Origin of the sequence: Pseudomonas sp. KCJK9016 (assembly GCF_046231795.1) — a bacterium.
Classification (GTDB): domain Bacteria; phylum Pseudomonadota; class Gammaproteobacteria; order Pseudomonadales; family Pseudomonadaceae; genus Aquipseudomonas; species Aquipseudomonas bananamidigenes.
Window position 1 is genome coordinate 149,151 of sequence record NZ_JBJJMM010000010.1, and the last position, 16,647, is coordinate 165,797.

At 58.7% G+C, this 16,647-nt stretch carries 13 protein-coding genes; 12 read left to right on the forward strand and 1 reads right to left on the reverse strand.

Annotated elements, in window-relative coordinates; genetic code table 11:
- Window positions 1-174: 174 nt before the first annotated feature.
- The 3 genes from ACK6BI_RS12375 (at window position 175) to ACK6BI_RS12385 (ending at window position 3,245) form a co-directional block, all read left to right on the forward strand.
- Window positions 175-1,026, forward strand: a complete 852-nt coding sequence (locus tag ACK6BI_RS12375) for a glycine betaine ABC transporter substrate-binding protein (protein ID WP_409317317.1) — start codon at window positions 175-177, stop codon at window positions 1,024-1,026.
- A 252-nt stretch (window positions 1,027-1,278) separates the two neighbouring features.
- Window positions 1,279-1,590: a DUF485 domain-containing protein gene (locus ACK6BI_RS12380; RefSeq protein ID WP_409317268.1), complete on the forward strand. Its 312-nt coding sequence runs from the start codon at window positions 1,279-1,281 to the stop codon at window positions 1,588-1,590.
- A complete protein-coding gene (locus ACK6BI_RS12385; RefSeq protein WP_409317269.1) occupies window positions 1,587-3,245 on the forward strand; it encodes a cation acetate symporter in 1,659 nt (552 codons plus the stop codon). The genes ACK6BI_RS12380 and ACK6BI_RS12385 overlap by 4 nt, the downstream gene beginning before the upstream one ends.
- A 328-nt stretch (window positions 3,246-3,573) precedes the next feature.
- On the opposite strand, the gene gltA is transcribed toward ACK6BI_RS12385, so the two are convergent.
- A complete protein-coding gene (gene gltA / locus ACK6BI_RS12390; RefSeq protein WP_007959044.1) occupies window positions 3,574-4,863 on the reverse strand; it encodes a citrate synthase in 1,290 nt (429 codons plus the stop codon).
- Between the two features lie 364 nt (window positions 4,864-5,227).
- On the opposite strand from gltA, the gene sdhC reads away from it, so the two are divergent.
- The 9 genes from sdhC (at window position 5,228) to sucD (ending at window position 16,610) form a co-directional block, all read left to right on the forward strand.
- Window positions 5,228-5,602, forward strand: coding sequence for a succinate dehydrogenase, cytochrome b556 subunit (gene sdhC / locus ACK6BI_RS12395; protein WP_011333113.1), 375 nt, complete (start codon window positions 5,228-5,230; stop codon window positions 5,600-5,602).
- Window positions 5,596-5,964: a succinate dehydrogenase, hydrophobic membrane anchor protein gene (gene sdhD / locus ACK6BI_RS12400; protein WP_055137329.1), complete on the forward strand. Its 369-nt coding sequence runs from the start codon at window positions 5,596-5,598 to the stop codon at window positions 5,962-5,964. The genes sdhC and sdhD overlap by 7 nt, the downstream gene beginning before the upstream one ends.
- A 3-nt stretch (window positions 5,965-5,967) precedes the next feature.
- Window positions 5,968-7,740 carry a succinate dehydrogenase flavoprotein subunit gene (gene sdhA / locus ACK6BI_RS12405; RefSeq protein WP_260522741.1) on the forward strand — a complete coding sequence of 591 codons (1,773 nt, stop codon included), beginning with the start codon at window positions 5,968-5,970 and terminating at the stop codon, window positions 7,738-7,740.
- A gap of 11 nt (window positions 7,741-7,751) precedes the next feature.
- Window positions 7,752-8,456, forward strand: a complete 705-nt coding sequence (locus ACK6BI_RS12410; protein WP_065260469.1) for a succinate dehydrogenase iron-sulfur subunit — start codon at window positions 7,752-7,754, stop codon at window positions 8,454-8,456.
- A gap of 272 nt (window positions 8,457-8,728) precedes the next feature.
- Window positions 8,729-11,560 (forward strand): 2-oxoglutarate dehydrogenase E1 component, encoded by a 2,832-nt coding sequence (locus ACK6BI_RS12415; protein WP_065260466.1) that lies wholly within the window; start codon window positions 8,729-8,731, stop codon window positions 11,558-11,560.
- 42 nt (window positions 11,561-11,602) lie between these two features.
- Window positions 11,603-12,826 carry a 2-oxoglutarate dehydrogenase complex dihydrolipoyllysine-residue succinyltransferase gene (odhB, locus tag ACK6BI_RS12420; protein ID WP_065260465.1) on the forward strand — a complete coding sequence of 408 codons (1,224 nt, stop codon included), beginning with the start codon at window positions 11,603-11,605 and terminating at the stop codon, window positions 12,824-12,826.
- A 97-nt stretch (window positions 12,827-12,923) separates the two neighbouring features.
- On the forward strand, window positions 12,924-14,360 hold the full coding sequence (lpdA, locus tag ACK6BI_RS12425) for a dihydrolipoyl dehydrogenase (protein ID WP_065260464.1): 1,437 nt from the start codon (window positions 12,924-12,926) through the stop codon (window positions 14,358-14,360).
- Window positions 14,361-14,559: 199 nt separating this feature from the next.
- Window positions 14,560-15,726: an ADP-forming succinate--CoA ligase subunit beta gene (gene sucC / locus ACK6BI_RS12430; protein WP_007959029.1), complete on the forward strand. Its 1,167-nt coding sequence runs from the start codon at window positions 14,560-14,562 to the stop codon at window positions 15,724-15,726.
- Window positions 15,726-16,610 carry a succinate--CoA ligase subunit alpha gene (sucD, locus tag ACK6BI_RS12435; RefSeq protein WP_065260463.1) on the forward strand — a complete coding sequence of 295 codons (885 nt, stop codon included), beginning with the start codon at window positions 15,726-15,728 and terminating at the stop codon, window positions 16,608-16,610. The genes sucC and sucD overlap by 1 nt, the downstream gene beginning before the upstream one ends.
- Window positions 16,611-16,647 lie beyond the last annotated feature (37 nt).

Consider the following 16,647-nt stretch of genomic DNA (forward strand, 5'->3'; position numbering starts at 1 on the left):
TCGAGGTCGCTGGCAGAGCAGGTCGCCGACGGCGTCAGGTCGATGATCGAATCATCAGTACTCCGCTGATGTTCGAAAGAGTTTGCGGTCAGGCGTGATGGAGGCGCCGTGCACCATAACAATACGTTGACGATGCCCGGCATCCGTCGGGCGCAGCATTTCGGGGAAGTAACGATGAAGATGCGACGACTTTTAGGCGCAGGTGCCGCTCTGGTGCTTGCGATGAGTTCCACATTCGCCAGCGCTGAAAAACAGACCCTGAACATCGGTTACGTTGACGGCTGGTCCGACAGCGTGGCAACCACCCACGTGGCGGCCGAGGTAATCAAACAGAAACTCGGCTACGACGTGAAACTGCAGGCCGTCGCCACCGGGATCATGTGGCAGGGCGTTGCCACCGGTAAACTCGACGCCATGCTGTCGGCCTGGCTGCCGGTGACCCACGGCGAATACTGGGCGAAGAACAAGGATCTGGTCGTCGACTACGGCCCGAACTTCAAGGACGCGAAAATCGGCCTGATCGTGCCGGAGTACGTCAAAGCCAAATCCATCGAAGACCTGAAAACCGACGACAGCTTCAAGAAGCGTATCGTCGGCATCGACGCCGGTTCGGGTGTAATGCTCAAGACCGACCAGGCGATCAAGGACTACGACCTGACCGGCTATCAACTCAAGGCCAGTTCCGGCGCCGGCATGATCGCCGAGCTGACCCGTGCCGAGAAAAAGAACGAATCCATCGCCGTGACCGGCTGGGTGCCGCACTGGATGTTCGCCAAGTGGAAACTGCGCTTCCTTGAGGACCCGAAAGGCGTGTACGGCGCGGCTGAAACCGTGAACAGCATCGGCAGCAAGGAGCTGGACGCCAAGGCGCCGGAAGTGGCGAAGTTCCTGAAGAACTTCCAGTGGGCCTCCAAGGACGAAATCGGTCAGGTCATGCTGGCGATCCAGGACGGTGCCAAGCCTGAAGCCGCGGCCAAGGACTGGGTGGCCAAACACCCGGACCGCGTGGCTGAATGGACTAAGTAATCCTCAATCGGTTCTGTTCACCGCACACCCTGTGGGAGCGGGCTTGCTCGCGATGGCGTCCTGTCAGTCACCTGTGGAGTCGACTGGCAGATTGCATCGCGAGCAGGCTCGCTCCCACATTTATTTGTACAGTCCTGAAATTGGCAGAACGGTCATGGCGTTCTACTACTAAGGTCGTCTGGAAGCCGGCTCGCAGCCGCATACAGTGGATACGTTCCAAAAATAAAAATCTGTGCTGCGAGGATAAAAACAATGAACGACAGCATTTACCTCTCGATTCAGAACAGCCCGCGCTTCAAGGAGCTGGTGAAGAAAAGGGAAAGGTTCGCCTGGATACTCTCGGCGATCATGCTAGGGCTCTACTCCGGATTCATCCTGCTGATCGCGTACGGGCCGCAATTGCTCGGGACCCGAATCAGTGCCGGCTCATCGATTACCTGGGGCATTCCCATCGGTGTCGGGCTGATTGTCTCGGCATTCATTCTGACCGGTATCTACGTGCGCCGCGCCAATGGCGAATTCGACGACCTGAACAATGCGATTCTCAAGGAGGCTCAGCAATGATCCGGCGTCTACTGGCTCTATTGAGCATCGCAGCGTTCGCTCCAGCCTCCTGGGCCGCTGACGCCCTGACCGGCGAAGTCCACAAACAACCGCTCAACGTTTCCGCGATCGTCATGTTCGTGGTGTTCGTCGGCGCGACCCTGTGCATCACTTACTGGGCCTCCAAACGCAACAAGTCGGCCGCCGACTACTATGCGGCGGGCGGCAAGATCACCGGTTTCCAGAACGGCCTGGCGATTGCCGGTGACTACATGTCCGCGGCGTCCTTCCTGGGGATTTCCGCACTGGTGTTCACCTCCGGCTACGACGGCCTGATCTATTCGATCGGCTTCCTGGTGGGCTGGCCGATCATTCTGTTCCTGATCGCCGAGCGTCTGCGTAACCTGGGCAAATACACCTTTGCCGACGTGGCGTCGTACCGCCTCGGGCAAACCCAGATCCGCACGCTGTCGGCCTGCGGCTCGCTGGTGGTGGTGGCGTTCTACCTGATCGCGCAAATGGTCGGTGCCGGCAAGCTGATCCAGCTGCTGTTCGGCCTCGACTACCACGTTGCGGTGATTCTGGTCGGTATCCTGATGTGCCTTTACGTGCTGTTCGGCGGCATGCTGGCAACCACCTGGGTGCAGATCATCAAGGCGGTGCTGTTGCTGTCCGGTGCCTCGTTCATGGCGCTGATGGTGATGAAGCACGTCAACTTCGACTTCAACACCCTGTTCTCCGAATCGATCAAGGTTCACGCCAAGGGCGAAGCGATCATGAGCCCCGGCGGCCTGGTGAAAGACCCGATCTCGGCGTTCTCCCTCGGTCTGGCACTGATGTTCGGTACTGCCGGCCTGCCGCACATCCTGATGCGCTTCTTCACCGTGAGTGACGCGAAAGAAGCCCGCAAGAGCGTGCTGTACGCTACCGGTTTCATCGGTTACTTCTACATCCTGACCTTCATCATCGGTTTTGGCGCGATCCTGCTGGTCAGCACCAACCCGGCGTTCAAGGATGCTACGGGTGCGCTGCTCGGCGGCAACAACATGGCGGCGGTGCACCTGGCCAACGCCGTGGGCGGCAGCGTGTTCCTTGGCTTCATCTCGGCAGTGGCGTTCGCGACCATTCTGGCGGTAGTTGCCGGTCTGACCCTGGCCGGTGCTTCGGCGGTGTCTCACGACCTGTACGCCAGTGTGATCAAGAAGGGCAAGGCCAACGAGAAGGATGAAATCCGCGTTTCCAAGATCACCACGGTCACGCTGGGCATCCTGGCCATCGGCCTGGGCATCCTGTTCGAAAGTCAGAACATCGCGTTCATGGTCGGTCTGGCGTTCTCCATCGCGGCGAGCTGCAACTTCCCGGTCCTGCTGCTTTCGATGTACTGGAAGAAGCTGACCACCCGTGGCGCCATGATTGGCGGCTGGCTGGGGCTGGTGAGCGCGGTGGGGCTGATGATCCTCGGACCGACCATCTGGGTGCAGATCCTGCATCATGAGAAGGCGATTTTCCCTTACGAGTATCCGGCGCTGTTTTCGATGATCATTGCGTTCATCGGGATCTGGTTCTTCTCGATCACCGACAAGTCCGCTGAGGCCGAGAACGAGCGTGCGCTGTTCTTCCCGCAGTTTGTGCGTTCGCAGACTGGGTTGGGGGCTAGTGGGGCGGTTTCGCACTGAGGATTTGTAGGTTGAGTTGAATGGAAAATGCCCTGGTCGAGAGATTGGGGCGTTTTTTTGTGGGCGGTTATCGGACCTTCTTTGGGGTGGTTTTGGTTTGTGTGTATATCCGTTGCTGCGGTAACGGCTACTTAGGGTTCCGCCCTGACGGCGGGTCACTTTTTCGGCGTTTGGAAAAGTGAGTCGCTGTAAGAGCGAAACCGCCAGCGGCAGCACCCGAAGCAACGGATATGCCCCCAATAAAAAAAACCACAAAAACAAAAAAACGGCCCCCATTCTCATGGAAGCCGTTCCCGTTACAACTTAAGACGCTATCGCAAGACAGCTCTTATTTGCGGTCTTCCAGCTTGGTGATGTCACGCGACTCGTAGCCGGTGTACAGCTGACGCGGACGGCCAATCTTGTACGGGCTGGAGAGCATTTCCTTCCAGTGGGAGATCCAGCCGACAGTACGTGCCAGGGCGAAGATCACGGTGAACATGCTGGTCGGAATGCCGATCGCCTTGAGGATGATCCCCGAGTAGAAGTCGACGTTCGGGTACAGCGAGCGTTCGATGAAGTACGGGTCGGTCAGGGCGATCTCTTCCAGGCGCATGGCCAGTTCGAGTTGTGGATCGTTCTGGATGCCCAGTTCCTTCAGCACTTCGTCGCAGGTCTGCTTCATCACGGTCGCGCGTGGGTCGCGGTTCTTGTAGACGCGGTGACCGAAGCCCATCAGCTTGAACGGATCGTTCTTGTCCTTGGCCTTGGCGATGAACTTGTCGATATTCGAAACATCGCCGATTTCATCGAGCATGGTCAGCACGGCTTCGTTCGCACCGCCGTGGGCAGGACCCCACAGTGCGGCGATACCGGCGGCGATACAGGCGAACGGGTTGGCACCCGAGGAGCCCGCCAGACGCACGGTGGAGGTCGAAGCGTTCTGCTCGTGGTCGGCGTGGAGGATGAAGATCCGGTCCATGGCCTTGGCGAGTACCGGGCTGATCGGTTTGATCTCGCACGGGGTGTTGAACATCATGTGCAGGAAGTTTTCCGCGTACGACAGGTCGTTGCGCGGGTACATCATGGGTTGGCCCATGGAGTACTTGTAAACCATCGCAGCCAGGGTCGGCATCTTGGCAACCAGGCGGATCGCGGAAATTTCGCGATGCTGCGGGTTATTGATGTCGAGGGAGTCGTGGTAGAAGGCCGAGAGGGCGCCGACTACACCGCACATGACGGCCATCGGGTGGGCGTCGCGGCGGAAGCCGTTGAAAAAGGTTTTCAGCTGCTCGTGAACCATGGTGTGGTTCTTCACGGTGCCGACGAACTGGGCCTTTTGCTCTGCGGTCGGCAGCTCGCCGTTCAGCAGCAGGTAGCAGGTTTCCAGGTAGTCCGACTTTTCAGCCAGCTGTTCGATCGGGTAGCCACGGTGCAGCAGGATGCCGTTGTCGCCGTCGATATAGGTGATCTTCGATTCGCAGGAAGCGGTCGACATGAAACCGGGGTCGAAAGTGAAGCGGCCCGTGGCCGTCAGGCCCCGAACATCGATTACATCGGGACCAACGGTGCCGGTTAAAATGGGCAGCTCGACGGGGGCTGCGCCCTCGATGATCAACTGCGCTTTTTTGTCAGCCATGTGGCCTCCTATTTATGCTTGAAATCATCAGACAGACCCCCCACGCAGGGCCCGCACCACTATAGTGAGATAAATTTGAATGTCAATTTGCCTAAAGTCTTGCTCCAGAAGGCTTTAACCGCACTTTTTCCTCGAAATTGCCCGCCATTTACGCCTTTTAAGCAACTTGTGCAATCCGCTATTGGGGGTAGGCGAGTGCGTTGTCATTAGTAGCCTAACTGTCTATACTCGGCGACCGACCGCCAAGGGCTTTTGGGCTTGCTTTCATTGGGGGTCGCATCCCTGGGTGGTGGTTACCTGACCAGTGCACTCCCCAACAACTTTGCCCTGATTGTTAGGGGCTCTTCAGTGTGAAAAAAAAGCCGTGAAAAGCCAACGACCTGTAAACCTAGACCTAAGGACCATCAAACTCCCCATCACCGGCGTTACGTCGTTTCTTCACCGTGTTTCCGGCATCATCCTCTTCCTGGGCCTCGGCATCATGCTTTATGCATTGGGCAAATCCCTGGGTTCCGAGGAAGGTTATGTCGAGGTGAAGGCATGCTTGACCAGTCCGCTGGCCAAGTTCGTAGCATGGGGCCTTCTGTCCGCTCTTCTGTATCACCTGGTTGCCGGTGTGCGCCACTTGATCATGGACATGGGCATCGGTGAGACGCTGGAAGGCGGCCGCCTGGGCTCGAAATTGATCATCGCCGTTTCCGTGGTGCTGATCGTTCTGGCAGGAGTTTGGATATGGTAACCAGCGTTACGAATCTTTCGCGTTCGGGCCTCTATGACTGGATGGCACAGCGTGTGTCTGCGGTCGTTCTCGCGGCTTATTTCATTTTTCTGATCGGCTACCTCGCCGCGAACCCTGGCATTGGCTATGAGCAATGGCACGGTCTGTTCGCCCACAATGCGATGCGTATCTTCAGTCTGCTGGCTCTCGTTGCCCTGGGCGCTCACGCCTGGGTCGGCATGTGGACCATTGCGACCGACTACCTGACGCCTATGGCGCTGGGCAAGTCGGCGACTGCAGTACGTTTCCTTTTCCAGGCAGTATGCGGCGTCGCGATGTTCGCTTACTTCGTCTGGGGTGTGCAGATTCTCTGGGGTATCTGATTCATGGCTAACATTCCAACGATTTCTTTCGACGCCATCATCATTGGTGGCGGCGGTGCCGGCATGCGCGCAGCGCTGCAGCTGGCGCAGGGCGGTCACAAGACTGCCGTGATCACCAAGGTCTTCCCGACCCGTTCGCACACCGTATCCGCCCAGGGCGGCATCACCTGCGCCATCGCGTCGGCCGACCCGAACGATGACTGGCGCTGGCACATGTACGATACCGTCAAGGGTTCCGACTACATCGGTGATCAGGACGCTATCGAATACATGTGTCAGGAAGGCCCGGCTGCCGTTTTCGAGCTGGATCACATGGGTCTGCCGTTCTCGCGTACCGAAACCGGCCGTATCTACCAGCGTCCGTTCGGCGGTCAGTCCAAGGATTACGGTAAAGGCGGGCAGGCTGCCCGTACCTGCGCCGCTTCCGACCGTACCGGTCACGCGCTGCTGCACACCCTTTATCAGGGTAACCTGAAAGCCGGTACCACGTTTCTGAACGAGTACTACGCTGTCGATCTGGTGAAGAACGACGCAGGCGACTTCGTCGGTGTTATCGCCATCTGCATCGAAACCGGCGAAACCACTTACATCCGTTCGAAAGCCACCGTTCTGGCGACCGGCGGTGCAGGCCGTATCTATGCTTCTACCACCAACGCCCTGATCAACACCGGTGACGGTATCGGCATGGCCCTGCGTGCAGGCGTGCCGGTACAAGACATCGAAATGTGGCAGTTCCACCCGACCGGCATCGCCGGCGCCGGTGTACTGGTGACCGAAGGTTGCCGTGGTGAAGGTGGTTACCTGATCAACAAGCACGGCGAGCGTTTCATGGAGCGTTATGCTCCGAACGCCAAAGACCTGGCTGGTCGTGACGTGGTTGCCCGCTCGATGGTTAAAGAGATCATCGCTGGCAACGGTTGCGGTCCGAATGGCGACCACGTAATGCTGAAACTCGACCACCTGGGCGAGGAAGTGTTGCACAGCCGTCTGCCGGGCATCTGCGAACTGTCGAAGACTTTCGCTCACGTAGACCCGGTGGTCGCTCCGGTTCCGGTCGTTCCGACCTGCCACTACATGATGGGCGGCGTTGCCACCAACATTCATGGCCAGGCGATCACCCAGGACGCCGATGGCGTGGACAAGATCATTCCGGGTCTGTTCGCGGTTGGTGAAGTGGCTTGCGTGTCGGTTCACGGCGCCAACCGTCTGGGCGGCAACTCGCTGCTCGACCTGGTAGTGTTCGGCCGTGCTGCCGGTCTGCACCTGGAGAAGGCGCTGACTGACGGTATCGAATACGACGACGCTACCGAAGCCAACATCGAGGCTGCCCTGGCACGCCTGAGCGCGCTGAACAACCGTACCGACGGCGAAGATGTCGCTACCCTGCGTCGCGAGCTGCAAAGCTGCATGCAGAACTACTTCGGTGTATTCCGTACCGGCGAATACATGCAGAAGGGCATCGCTCAACTGGCTGAGCTGCGCAAGCGCATCGCCAACGTGAAGATCAACGATAAGTCGCAGGCGTTCAACACTGCACGTATCGAAGCGCTGGAGCTGCAAAACCTGCTGGAAGTGGCTGAGGCTACCGCCATCGCTGCCGAAGAACGTAAAGAGTCCCGCGGTGCTCACGCCCGTGAAGACTTCGAAGACCGTGACGACGAAAACTGGCTGTGCCACACCCTGTACTTCCCGGGTGAGAAACGTGTCGCCAAGCGTGCCGTGAACTTCTCGCCGAAGACTGTTCCGACTTTCGAACCTAAAGTCCGGACTTATTAAGGGTGACCGCCATGTTGAAAGTCAGTGTTTATCGTTACAACCCTGATCAGGACGCTGCGCCGTTCATGCAGGAATTCCAGGTCGATACCGGTGGTAAAGACCTGATGGTGCTGGACGTGCTGGCCCTGATCAAAGAGCAGGACGAAGGTTTCTCCTATCGTCGCTCCTGCCGTGAAGGCGTCTGCGGCTCCGACGGCATGAACATCAACGGCAAGAACGGCCTGGCGTGCATCACGCCGCTGTCCGCTGTCGTGAAAGGTAACAAGCTGGTCATTCGTCCTCTGCCAGGTTTGCCGGTTATCCGTGACCTGGTCGTCGATATGAGCATCTTCTACAAGCAATACGAGAAGGTTAAGCCATTCCTGCAGAACGACACGCCGGCTCCGGCCATCGAGCGTCTGCAGTCCCCTGAAGAGCGTGAGAAGCTCGATGGTCTGTATGAGTGCATCCTGTGCGCCTGCTGCTCGACCTCTTGCCCGTCCTTCTGGTGGAACCCGGACAAGTTCCTGGGCCCGGCTGCACTGCTGCAAGCGTACCGCTTCCTGGCAGACAGCCGCGACACCAAGACGTCCGAGCGCCTGGCGTCCCTCGATGACCCGTTCAGCGTCTTCCGCTGCCGGGGCATCATGAACTGCGTCAACGTATGTCCGAAAGGCCTGAACCCGACTAAGGCCATCGGTCACATCCGTAACATGCTGCTTTCGAGCGGCGTGTGATTCAGAAGCTGTATCTGCCGTTGTAAAAAGCGGCGCCGCTGCACCGTACAGGTCAAGGCGCGGGCTTCAACCCGCGCCCTGGCTATAACCAGAGCAACAGCCATAAGCTGCGGCTCTTATTTTGAAGAAATGAGACAAGCAGGGGCATCCGGGCTGGTACCCGGACTATCAGTGTGATCCTAAGTGGCTTGTTTTGGTCGCTGCATTCGGACTTCTGCAAGCTTGCTCGGTGTCGACACCGGTGGTGTTCCCCTAACCGAGGGTGACCAAGCATGCAAGAAAGCGTGATGCAGCGCATGTGGAACAGCGCCTACCTTTCCGGAGGTAACGCTGCCTATGTGGAAGAGCTTTATGAGCTCTACCTGCACGACCCTAACGCTGTGCCAGAAGAGTGGCGCAACTACTTCCAGAAGTTGCCTGCCGACGGCAACTCCTCCACCGATGTTTCGCACTCCACGATTCGCGATCATTTCGTGCTGCTGGCAAAGAACCAGCGCCGCGCCCAGCCGGTTTCCGCCGGCAGCGTGAGCACTGAGCACGAGAAGAAGCAAGTTGAAGTGCTGCGATTGATCCAGGCCTACCGTATGCGTGGCCACCAGGCAGCCCAGCTTGACCCGCTGGGACTGTGGCAGCGTCCTGCACCTGCAGACCTGTCGATCAATCATTACGGCTTGACCAATGCCGATCTTGATACGACCTTCCGTGCCGGCGACCTGTTCATCGGCAAAGAGGAAGCGAGCCTACGCGAAATTCACGAAGCGTTGCAGCAGACATATTGCCGCACCATCGGCGCCGAATTTACGCACATCACCGATTCCGAGCAGCGCCAGTGGTTCCAGCAGCGTCTGGAAAGCGTACGCGGTCGTCCGGAATACTCCGCCGACATCAAGAGCCACCTGCTCGAGCGCGTGACGGCCGGTGAAGGCCTGGAAAAATACCTGGGCACCAAATACCCGGGCACCAAGCGTTTCGGCCTGGAAGGCGGCGAAAGCCTGATTCCGATGCTCGACGAACTGATCCAGCGTTCCGGTTCCTACGGCACCAAGGAAGTCGTCATCGGCATGGCCCACCGTGGCCGTCTGAACGTACTGGTCAACACCTTCGGCAAGAACCCGCGCGAGCTGTTCGACGAGTTCGAAGGCAAGAAGAAGGTCGAGCTGGGTTCCGGTGACGTCAAGTACCACCAGGGCTTCTCGTCCAACGTGATGACCGCCGGCGGTGAAGTTCACCTGGCCATGGCGTTCAACCCGTCCCACCTGGAAATCGTTTCCCCGGTGGTTGAAGGTTCGGTTCGTGCCCGTCAGGACCGTCGCAACGACGCGACCGGCGAGAAAGTACTGCCGATCTCCATCCACGGTGACGCGGCATTCGCCGGTCAGGGCGTGGTGATGGAAACCTTCCAGATGTCGCAGACCCGCGGTTTCCGCACCGGCGGTACCGTGCACATCGTGATCAACAACCAGGTCGGTTTCACCATCAGCAACCCGCTGGACTCGCGCTCCACCGAGTACGCGACCGACGTTGCGAAGATGATCCAGGCGCCGATCCTCCATGTGAATGGCGATGATCCGGAAGCCGTACTGTTCGTGACCCAGCTGGCCATCGACTACCGCATGCAGTTCAAGCGTGACGTGGTGATCGACCTGGTCTGCTACCGTCGTCGCGGCCACAACGAGGCCGACGAGCCAAGCGGCACCCAGCCGCTGATGTATCAGCAGATCACCAAGCAGCGCACCACCCGTGAGCTGTACGCTGATCGCCTGACCCAGGCCGGTGTACTGGACGCAGAGCGTGTCCAGGCGAAAGTCGACGAATACCGCAATGCGCTGGACAATGGTCTGCACGTGGTGAAGTCGCTGGTCAAAGAGCCGAACAAAGAACTGTTCGTGGACTGGCGTCCGTATCTGGGCCACACCTGGACTGCGCGTCACGACACTCGCTTCGATCTGAAGACCCTGCAGGAACTGTCCGCCAAGCTGCTGGAAATTCCGGAAGGCTTCGTGGTTCAGCGCCAGGTCGCGAAGATCTATGAAGACCGCCAGAAGATGCAGGCCGGCGGCTTGCCGATCAACTGGGGTTATGCCGAAACCATGGCATACGCGACCCTGCAGTTCGAAGGTCACCCGATCCGCATGACCGGTCAGGACATCGGCCGCGGTACGTTCTCGCACCGTCACGCTGTTCTGCACAACCAGAAAGATGCGGGCACCTATGTGCCGTTGAAGCATCTGTTCGAGGGGCAGCCGCGTTTCGAACTGTACGACTCGTTCCTGTCGGAAGAGGCCGTGCTGGCGTTCGAATACGGTTACTCGACCACCACGCCGAACGCGCTGGTGATCTGGGAAGCCCAGTTCGGCGACTTCGCCAACGGTGCGCAGGTCGTGATCGACCAGTTCATCACCAGCGGCGAACACAAGTGGGGCCGTCTCTGCGGTCTGACCATGCTGCTGCCGCACGGTTACGAAGGTCAGGGCCCTGAGCACAGCTCGGCGCGTCTCGAGCGTTACCTGCAGCTGTGCGCCGAGCACAACATTCAGGTGTGCATGCCGACGACTCCGGCGCAGATCTACCACCTGCTGCGCCGTCAGGTGATCCGCCCGCTGCGCAAGCCGCTGGTAGTACTGACTCCGAAGTCGCTGCTGCGTCACAAACTGGCAATCTCGACGCTGGAAGATCTGGCCGAAGGTTCGTTCCAGACCGTTATCCCGGAAATCGATGCACTGGACCCGAAAAAGGTCGAGCGCGTTGTTCTGTGCAGCGGCAAGGTCTACTACGACCTGCTGGAAAAACGCCGTGCCGAAGGCCGCGAAGATATCGCCATCGTGCGTATCGAGCAGCTGTACCCGTTCCCTGAGGACGACTTGAAAGAAGTCCTGGCTCCTTACACCAACGCCAAAGCGGCTGTCTGGTGCCAGGAAGAGCCGATGAACCAGGGCGCCTGGTACTGCAGCCAGCACCACCTGCGTCGCAGCATCAGCAACCTCAACAAGTCTCTCGTACTCGAGTACGCGGGCCGTGAGGCTTCTGCTGCACCTGCATGTGGCTACGCATCGATGCACGCCGAGCAGCAGGAAAAACTGCTGCAAGACGCGTTTACCGTTTAACGCCTTCGCGCACCTGAAACCGAATTTAAGGAACCACAGACAATGGCTATCGAGATCAAAGCCCCCACTTTCCCGGAATCGGTTGCCGATGGCACCGTTGCCACCTGGCACAAGCAACCGGGCGACGCCGTCAAGCGTGACGAACTGATCGTCGACATCGAAACCGACAAGGTCGTCCTGGAAGTGTTGGCCACCGCTGACGGCGTACTGGGTGCAATCGTCAAGGGCGAGGGCGATACCGTCCTGTCCGACGAAGTCCTGGGCTCCATCGTTGAAGGCGGCGCTGCTGCCGCTGCTCCGGCTGCCGCTGCTGCTCCGGCCGCTGCTGCCGCTGCCCCGGCTGCTGCCGGCGCTGACGAAGATGCGATCGCTGCTCCGGCCGCTCGCAAGCTGGCCGAAGAAAACGGCATCAACCTGGCTTCCGTAAAAGGCACCGGCAAAGACGGCCGTGTGACCAAGGAAGACGTGGTTGCCGCTGTTGAAGCCAAAAAAGCCGCGCCGGCTGCCGCGCCTGCCAAAGCTGCTGCCCCGGCCGCTGCCGCTCCTGTGTTCGCTGCTGGCGACCGCATCGAGAAGCGCGTTCCGATGACCCGTGTTCGTGCCACCGTTGCCAAGCGTCTGGTAGAAGCCCAGTCGAACATGGCGATGCTGACCACTTTCAACGAAGTCGACATGACCGAAGTCATGGCCCTGCGTTCGAAGTACAAGGACCTGTTCGAGAAGTCCCACAACGGCGTACGCCTGGGCTTCATGTCGTTCTTCGTGAAAGCTGCCACCGAAGCGCTGAAACGCTTCCCGGCGGTCAACGCTTCGATCGACGGCAACGACATCGTTTACCACGGTTATGCCGACATCGGCGTTGCTGTTTCCAGCGACCGTGGCCTGGTGGTTCCGGTTCTGCGTAACGCCGAGCACATGAGCCTGGCTGAAATCGAAGGCGGCATCGCCACCTTCGGCAAAAAGGCCCGTGACGGCAAACTGTCGATGGACGAGATGACCGGCGGTACCTTCACCATCACCAACGGTGGTACCTTCGGTTCGATGATGTCGACCCCGATCGTCAACCCGCCGCAGGCAGCGATTCTGGGCATGCACAACATCATCCAGCGTCCGATGGCCATCAACGGTCAGGTCGTTATCCGTCCGATGATGTACCTGGCACTGTCCTACGATCACCGTCTGATCGATGGCAAAGAAGCTGTGACTTTCCTGGTGACCATCAAGAACCTGCTGGAAGATCCGGCTCGTCTGTTGCTGGATATCTGATAGAAGCAGTTGCGAGCTGCAAGCTTCAAGCTGCAAGTAAAGGCAGTTTGGCTTGTGGCTTGCGGCTTGAAGCTTTTCGCTAAAGAGGATTTTTTGAATGTCGCAGAAATTTGACGTAGTAGTGATCGGTGCCGGCCCTGGCGGCTACGTAGCTGCCATCAAGGCCGCGCAACTCGGTCTGAGCACTGCCTGCATCGAGAAGTACACCGATGCCGAAGGCAAGCAAGCCCTGGGTGGTACCTGCCTGAACGTAGGCTGCATTCCGTCCAAGGCGCTGCTGGACAGCTCCTGGAAATACAAGGAAGCCAAAGAAAGCTTCAACGTTCACGGCATCTCGACCGGCGAAGTCAAAATGGACGTCCCAGCGATGGTTGGCCGCAAGGCCGGCATCGTCAAGAACCTGACTGGCGGCGTTGCCACCCTGTTCAAGGCAAACGGCGTCACTTCGATCCAGGGCCACGGCAAACTGCTGGCCGGCAAGAAAGTCGAAGTCACCAAGCCGGACGGTTCGGTTGAAGTCATCGAAGCCGAAAACGTCATCCTGGCTCCAGGTTCGCGCCCGATCGACATTCCACCGGCTCCGGTTGATCAGAAAGTCATCGTCGATTCGACCGGTGCTCTGGAGTTCCAGGCCGTTCCTAAACGTCTGGGCGTGATCGGCGCTGGTGTGATCGGTCTGGAACTGGGTTCGGTATGGTCGCGTCTGGGTGCACAGGTGACTGTCCTGGAAGCCCTGGACACCTTCCTGATGGCAGCGGACACCGCTGTTTCCAAGGAAGCGCTGAAAACCCTGACCAAGCAGGGTCTGGACATCAAGCTGGGCGCCCGCGTAACCGGTTCCAAAGTGAACGGCGACGAAGTCGAAGTCAGCTACACCGATGCCAACGGCGAACAGAAAATCGTTTTCGACAAGCTGATCGTAGCCGTTGGTCGCCGTCCGGTGACCACTGATCTGCTGGCGGCCGACAGCGGCGTGACCCTGGACGAGCGCGGTTTCGTGCACGTTGACGATCACTGCGCGACCACCGTACCGGGCGTCTACGCCATCGGTGACGTGGTTCGCGGCATGATGCTGGCGCACAAGGCCTCGGAAGAGGGCATCATGGTTGTCGAGCGCATCAAGGGTCACAAGGCCCAGATGAACTATGACCTGATCCCTTCGGTTATTTATACTCACCCGGAAATCGCATGGGTCGGTAAAACCGAGCAGGCCTTGAAAGCTGAAGGCGTTGAAGTTAACGTCGGCACCTTCCCGTTCGCAGCATCCGGCCGTGCCATGGCCGCCAACGATACCGGTGGTTTCGTCAAGGTCATCGCCGATGCCAAGACTGACCGCGTATTGGGCGTGCACGTGATTGGCCCGAGTGCCGCAGAACTGGTTCAGCAGGGCGCGATCGGTATGGAATTCGGCACCAGCGCTGAAGATCTGGGCATGATGGTCTTCTCCCATCCGACCCTGTCCGAAGCCTTGCACGAAGCTGCTCTGGCCGTGAATGGCGGCGCCATCCACGTTGCCAACCGCAAGAAGCGTTAACACACAATAAGAAACCACGGCGGTACGGCCCGTCGTGAGCCTTGCGTGCAAGACTCACCGCGGAATGTCCGCTGGACGCAGTCTTGCGTAGCTGCACCGGGTGTCCGGAACGGCTGCGCAAGCAGCAGTCACAGGTGGCGCGGCACTCATCAAGAGCGCAGCGCCGAATGCGCAGTACCTAACGAAGACGGTAAAAAGCATGAATCTTCACGAGTATCAGGGTAAGCAGCTGTTCGCTGAATACGGCCTGCCAGTTTCCACTGGTTTCGCAGTAGACACCCCGGAAGCAGCAGCAGAAGCTTGCGACAAAATCGGCGGCAACGAGTGGGTTGTCAAAGCCCAGGTTCACGCCGGTGGTCGCGGTAAAGCGGGCGGCGTCAAGCTGGTTCGCAGCAAAGAAGACGCCAAAGCCTTCGCACAGCAGTGGCTGGGCAAGCGTCTGGTGACTTACCAGACTGACGCCAATGGCCAGCCAGTCACCAAGATCCTGGTTGAATCGTGCACTGATATCGCTAAAGAGCTGTACCTGGGCGCTGTCGTTGACCGTTCGAGCCGTCGCATCGTGTTCATGGCCTCCACCGAAGGTGGCGTGGACATCGAGAAAATCGCTCACGACACTCCAGAAAAAATTCTGAAAGCCACTATCGATCCACTGGTTGGCGCTCAGCCATTCCAGGGTCGCGAGCTGGCATTCCAGCTGGGTCTGGAAGGCAAGCAGGTTGCTCAGTTCGCCAAGATCTTCGTAGGTCTGGCCAAGCTGTTCAAGGATCACGACCTGGCCCTGCTGGAAGTGAACCCGCTGGTGATCAAGGCTGACGGCGATCTGCACTGCCTGGACGCCAAGATCAACATCGACGCCAACGCCATGTATCGTCAGCCTAAGCTGAAGACTTTCCACGATCCGTCCCAGGACGATCCGCGCGAAGCGCACGCTGCCAAGTTCGAACTGAACTACGTAGCACTGGAAGGCAACATCGGCTGCATGGTGAACGGTGCCGGCCTGGCCATGGGTACCATGGACATCGTCAACCTGCACGGCGGCAAGCCAGCCAACTTCCTCGACGTAGGTGGTGGTGCTACCAAAGAACGCGTTACCGAAGCTTTCAAGATCATTCTGTCCGACAGCAATGTCGCTGCAGTACTGGTCAACATCTTCGGCGGCATCGTTCGTTGCGACATGATTGCCGAAGGCATCATCGGTGCAGTGAAAGAAGTCGGCGTGAAAATCCCGGTTGTTGTTCGTCTTGAAGGCAACAACGCTGAACTGGGCGCTAAAGTACTGGCAGAAAGCGGTTTGAACATCATCGCTGCTACCAGCCTGACCGACGCTGCTCAACAAGTCGTTAAAGCTGCGGAGGGCAAGTAATGAGCGTCCTGATCAATAAAGACACCAAAGTCATCTGCCAGGGCTTCACCGGCGCGCAGGGTACTTTCCACTCCGAACAAGCCATTGCCTACGGCACCAAAATGGTTGGCGGCGTGACTCCGGGCAAGGGTGGCACCACTCACCTGAACCTGCCTGTGTTCAACACCGTGAAAGAAGCCGTAGCCGCCACTGGCGCCACCGCCAGCGTGATCTACGTTCCGGCTCCTTTCTGCAAGGACTCGATCCTGGAAGCAGCATTCGGCGGCATCAAGCTGATCGTCTGCATCACCGAAGGCATTCCTACCCTGGACATGCTGGACGCTAAGGTCAAGTGCGACGAGCTGGGTGTTACCCTGATCGGCCCTAACTGCCCAGGCGTGATCACTCCGGGCGAGTGCAAGATCGGCATCATGCCAGGTCACATCCACTTGCCAGGCAAGGTCGGTATCGTTTCCCGTTCCGGCACCCTGACCTATGAAGCCGTTAAGCAGACCACTGACGCCGGTTTTGGTCAGTCGACTTGCGTCGGCATCGGCGGTGACCCGATCCCGGGTTCGAACTTCATCGACATCCTGAAGCTGTTCCAGGAAGACCCGAAGACCGAAGCGATCGTAATGATCGGCGAGATCGGCGGTTCGGCTGAAGAAGAAGCGGCTGCCTACATCAAGGCCAACGTGACCAAGCCGGTTGTTTCCTACATCGCTGGTGTGACTGCTCCTCCGGGCAAGCGCATGGGCCATGCGGGTGCAATCATCTCCGGCGGTAAAGGCACTGCAGACGAGAAATTCGCTGCGCTGCAAGACGCAGGCGTGAAAACCGTGCGTTCGCTGGCAGACATCGGCAAGGCCCTGGCCGAGCTGACTGGCTGGGAAGTGAAGAAGTAAGCTTCGGCTGACTTTGTGCTCCAGCAACAAAGGCCAC

Coding starts and splice junctions, on each gene's coding strand:
- ACK6BI_RS12375 (WP_409317317.1), top strand. CDS start 175: ATGAAGATGCGACGACTTTTAGGCGCAGGTGCCGCTCTGGTGCTTGCG.
- ACK6BI_RS12380 (WP_409317268.1), top strand. CDS start 1,279: ATGAACGACAGCATTTACCTCTCGATTCAGAACAGCCCGCGCTTCAAG.
- ACK6BI_RS12385 (WP_409317269.1), top strand. CDS start 1,587: ATGATCCGGCGTCTACTGGCTCTATTGAGCATCGCAGCGTTCGCTCCA.
- gltA (WP_007959044.1), bottom strand. CDS start 4,863: ATGGCTGACAAAAAAGCGCAGTTGATCATCGAGGGCGCAGCCCCCGTC.
- sdhD (WP_055137329.1), top strand. CDS start 5,596: ATGGTAACCAGCGTTACGAATCTTTCGCGTTCGGGCCTCTATGACTGG.
- sdhA (WP_260522741.1), top strand. CDS start 5,968: ATGGCTAACATTCCAACGATTTCTTTCGACGCCATCATCATTGGTGGC.
- ACK6BI_RS12410 (WP_065260469.1), top strand. CDS start 7,752: ATGTTGAAAGTCAGTGTTTATCGTTACAACCCTGATCAGGACGCTGCG.
- ACK6BI_RS12415 (WP_065260466.1), top strand. CDS start 8,729: ATGCAAGAAAGCGTGATGCAGCGCATGTGGAACAGCGCCTACCTTTCC.
- odhB (WP_065260465.1), top strand. CDS start 11,603: ATGGCTATCGAGATCAAAGCCCCCACTTTCCCGGAATCGGTTGCCGAT.
- lpdA (WP_065260464.1), top strand. CDS start 12,924: ATGTCGCAGAAATTTGACGTAGTAGTGATCGGTGCCGGCCCTGGCGGC.
- sucC (WP_007959029.1), top strand. CDS start 14,560: ATGAATCTTCACGAGTATCAGGGTAAGCAGCTGTTCGCTGAATACGGC.
- sucD (WP_065260463.1), top strand. CDS start 15,726: ATGAGCGTCCTGATCAATAAAGACACCAAAGTCATCTGCCAGGGCTTC.